Source organism: Vibrio sp. V42_P2S4T144, from assembly GCF_009904715.1.
Taxonomy (GTDB): Bacteria; Pseudomonadota; Gammaproteobacteria; order Enterobacterales; family Vibrionaceae; genus Vibrio; species Vibrio alginolyticus.
This window is the reverse complement of the sequence record NZ_WXWS01000331.1, coordinates 1-3,673: the sequence shown is the minus strand read 5'-3', so window position 1 is coordinate 3,673 and position 3,673 is coordinate 1. Positions and strand designations below refer to the sequence as shown.

Here is a 3,673-nt window from a genome sequence, read left to right as displayed (position 1 = left end):
CATCCTATCTCCGAAAAAAGTTAAAGAATACTTCAACATAGATAAAAAAATGAGACCTTATTTATGTCCGAATTGCTACGAAAATGCTAACCATGATATTAACTATTTCGAATATAAGCTCGCGAGGTTAATATCAAAAGAGCCGAAGTGTGATCAAGTGTATTGCCCAGTTTGTGATAAGAAATTTCATGTTATAAGACAAAACTGCGAAGATGAAGAGTGTCAAGGAAACGTAATTAGTAATGAGTTTGATATGTGCTTAACTTGCGGGTAATCGTACTAACAAACTGTTTAAGAGTGATTCGCAACGCGTGGCGTTTTTACTATGCGTTGTGTTTAGTGTTTAAGGTGGTATGCGGAAGCATCGGTATTGCGTTGCTCACACCTTAACAGGGCGTTATGTGCCTAATACATAGAGAATTAAGTCCAGGCATTTTTAAGGGGAGTTTTATGTTTCGAGTTGTGTATGAATGGCGTGTGCCAAGTGAAAAAATGGATGAGTTTCAAAATATATGGCGTTCGACGACAGATTCAATTCATCAGTCAGTAGAAGGGGCGCTTGGTAGTTTTATGCTTCGTTCTTACGATGTACCGGAAAAGGTTTTAACTATTGCCAAGTGGCGAACACGTGAAGACTGGGAGCGGTTTTGGGGAACTAGTAACCCAGAAAAAATGAAGAAGATGAGTGAAATTGCAGAGCGTATTTCAGTTGAACCATTCGATGAAATTGAAGATAGAACTAAGTAGGGCAATAGAAACGTTAAAGTGATGCCTAATGAACAGTTTGGCGGACAATATGAAAGACAACCTTAACCAAGGAATAGGGTTATGCAGATTTTAATCGTTGGAGGTAGTAAGGGTCTAGGAAGGTTCTTGGCTACGAACTTACAGGGTACAGAAATTTATGCGATTTCTAGATCAAAGCTAGTTGAGGAGGGAGTCGCTTCTGTTTGTATTGACGTTGATCCCGGTAAAAAGCCAGATTATACGTGCTTCAAAGGTGTAGAGTTTGACATCATAGTTTATTTGGCGTCGATGTGGGGAGAGTCTTCAGAATTGACAACAAACGAACTGATTGAGTTTATGAATGTTGGTCCGATTGGGTATCTTAATTTAGTCAATGAGCTTAACGCTTTAGGTTCACTTAACGATAAATGCAATATTGTATCTATTGGCTCTACAGCAGAGCTTTCAGAAAGTAGTGAATACCCTGCATTCGCCCTCAGTAAAAGATTACTCAAAGATATTTCTAGCCAGCTGCAAAACGTTTATCGTGATTACCGCTTTACTCACTTTACAATAGGTGGGATCGGGCATGCTGAAGAGGAACGTATTGAGTATTCGAGTGTTTTGGAGATTATAAATATGCTAACCAAGCTTGATCCAAACACATACCTTTCAAATATGCATATAAAGTCCAAGCTAGGAATGTAGCTCTCAAGCTGTATTACGTACCTGCTTCTATGGTTTGGCATCATGTGCATTCTTTTTATTGAGCTATGGTTATAACTCCAATGAAAGGAGTTTACTTATGTCATACATTGATGGGTTTGTCGCTGCAGTGCCGACAGCGAATAAAGAAAAGTATATCGCACACGCAAAAATAGCAGCAGAAATGTTCAGGGAGTTTGGGGCCTTAAAGGTTGTTGAGACGTGGGGGAGTGAAGTACCAGATGGTGAGATCACATCATTTCCCATGGCAGTTAACGCTGAAAGCAACGAAACCGTTGTGTTTTCGTGGGTAGTCTGGCCTTCAAAAGAAGTTCGAGACTCAGGGTGGCTGCGGATCATGGGTGATCCTCGAATGAGTCCAGACAATAACCCAATGCCCTTTGATGGAAAGCGTCTCATTTATGGCGGATTTGATGTTATTTTGGAGCGGTAAAATACCAAAGAATCTCAACTCGATTCGTGACACTTGGTGTTTTAATCAGTATTACGCTTCTGATGTACGTTCAATAGAGTATTCCGCGATAAGTGTTGATAAAACTCCATTTGGAGGCTTAGAGTAAAAATGGAAGAGATAAATTATTCACTGATTGTCGTATCAGCTATCGCTGCCATCGCTAGCCCTGGACCTGCAACTCTTGCGATAGCAGGCACGTCAATGAACCACGGTCGACGCTTTGGTGGGTATTTGGCTGCAGGTGTTTTAACGGGGTCTTTATTTTGGTCAACCTCAGCCGCTTTTGGTCTCGCAACCATACTCTATAGCAATGTTTGGCTTTTTGAAATTCTTAGATATTGTGGGGCATTTTATCTTTTATATTTGGCTTTAAAGTCCGTACATTCTGCCTGCAACATCGAGCAGCTAAAGTTACCCAAAACATACGTAACGACAGAGAAGGGTAACTACTTAACCGGAGTGTTAATTCACTTAACTAACCCAAAGGCTATTCTGTTTTTTGGTGCGCTTTATTCGATAGGGGTTCCTCCTACGGCCAGTCCGTTGGAATTGTTGTCGGTCATTTTTGTTGTAGGGCTGGTTAGTGCTTTGGTTTTCTTTGGCTATGCTTTTCTTTTCGCGTATAAAAAGGTCAGGCAAACCTATCTCAGATCCAAAGCAGTTTTTGAAGGCGTGTTCGCGTTATTTTTTGGTGTGGCAAGTATTAAGTTGCTGCTTAGTGAGGCAGGAAAATGAAGCAAAAAAGGCTTGAAGAAATAAGAATAGATAATCTATCTGATTTGACGGTCTATTAAGTATACTAAGTGGCCGATTTGTTAACTTCCATAAGAGCTGCTGGCTAGAAAAAGCTTACAACCAAACGATGCTAAATATTATCATTCAAAGGGCTAACAAAGGCCCATAATTTAATTCGTATCACTGTTCATGGTTGTGCTCTTCGCGCAGTGCTGTAGTATTAGTAACGTGTTGTTAATACTAAATATAACCAATTGAAACCTGGACGTTGCATTACTTGTAGTTCGATGAAATGTTATCCCGCAAGACGTTAATTTGGAGAAAAGAATGGATTCAAACTCACTATTATTATTTGTTGTCGCTTGTCTCGCTATCAACATGATTCCTGGACCTGATGTAATTTATATTGTTTCCAATACAATGAAAGGTAAATTATCTGCTGGGTTGAAAGCGGCTCTGGGGCTTGGTATTGGTTACTTTTTTCATACACTAGCGGCATGTTTAGGTTTGTCAGCAATAATTCTGAGTTCATCTTTGGCTTTTAGCGTTGTTAAATGGTTAGGGGCCGCTTACCTAGTTTATTTAGGTGTTCAGTCATTACTGTCTATGTGGCGTGGAGAAAGTAAAATCGTTGAAAACAAAAATGTTGATAATAATAAAAATGTGTTTGTTCAGGGGGTTATCGTCAGCGTCTTGAATCCAAAAGTAGCGCTATTCTTTCTCTCGTTTCTGCCTCAATTTATTGATACGTCTGCAAGCTCAACATCAATGCAATTATTAGTACTTGGCTTGCTGTTCAGCGTACTTGCGACGACATGTAACGTTTTGTACGCCTCTGTGGGTAATTGGGTATTTAGTCGTCCACACTCTCAGCGTTATTCAAGAACTCTTGAAGGTGTTTCAGGTATTCTACTTATCAGTCTAGCGAGTAAAGTGGCATTTAGTGATCGTTAGATACAGGGCATTTTATTCTCGTGATTATTATATGGCTAATGTTTGCTCAATCTATACGCTAAATGAGTGCTATTGCAT

5 protein-coding genes are annotated in these 3,673 nt (G+C 39.8%); all 5 read left to right on the top strand.

All coding sequences use genetic code 11. From position 1 onward, the window contains the following. The first annotated feature begins 450 nt into the window (after positions 1-450). The 5 genes from CAG68_RS11510 (at position 451) to CAG68_RS11490 (ending at position 3,595) form a co-directional block, all read left to right on the top strand. The gene (locus tag CAG68_RS11510) at positions 451-747 is read left to right on the top strand and encodes an antibiotic biosynthesis monooxygenase family protein (protein WP_033907479.1); all 297 of its coding nucleotides are present in this window, start codon (positions 451-453) and stop codon (positions 745-747) included. Positions 748-828: 81 nt separating this feature from the next. Continuing rightward, a complete protein-coding gene (locus CAG68_RS11505; protein WP_054728580.1) occupies positions 829-1,434 on the top strand; it encodes a hypothetical protein in 606 nt (201 codons plus the stop codon). A gap of 97 nt (positions 1,435-1,531) precedes the next feature. Continuing rightward, positions 1,532-1,885 carry a DUF1428 domain-containing protein gene (locus tag CAG68_RS11500; RefSeq protein ID WP_086046812.1) on the top strand — a complete coding sequence of 118 codons (354 nt, stop codon included), beginning with the start codon at positions 1,532-1,534 and terminating at the stop codon, positions 1,883-1,885. Positions 1,886-2,014: 129 nt separating this feature from the next. After that, positions 2,015-2,641, top strand: a complete 627-nt coding sequence (locus CAG68_RS11495; RefSeq protein ID WP_064354013.1) for a LysE family translocator — start codon at positions 2,015-2,017, stop codon at positions 2,639-2,641. A 327-nt stretch (positions 2,642-2,968) separates the two neighbouring features. Beyond that, positions 2,969-3,595, top strand: coding sequence for a LysE family translocator (locus CAG68_RS11490; protein WP_033907480.1), 627 nt, complete (start codon positions 2,969-2,971; stop codon positions 3,593-3,595). Positions 3,596-3,673: the final 78 nt, after the last annotated feature.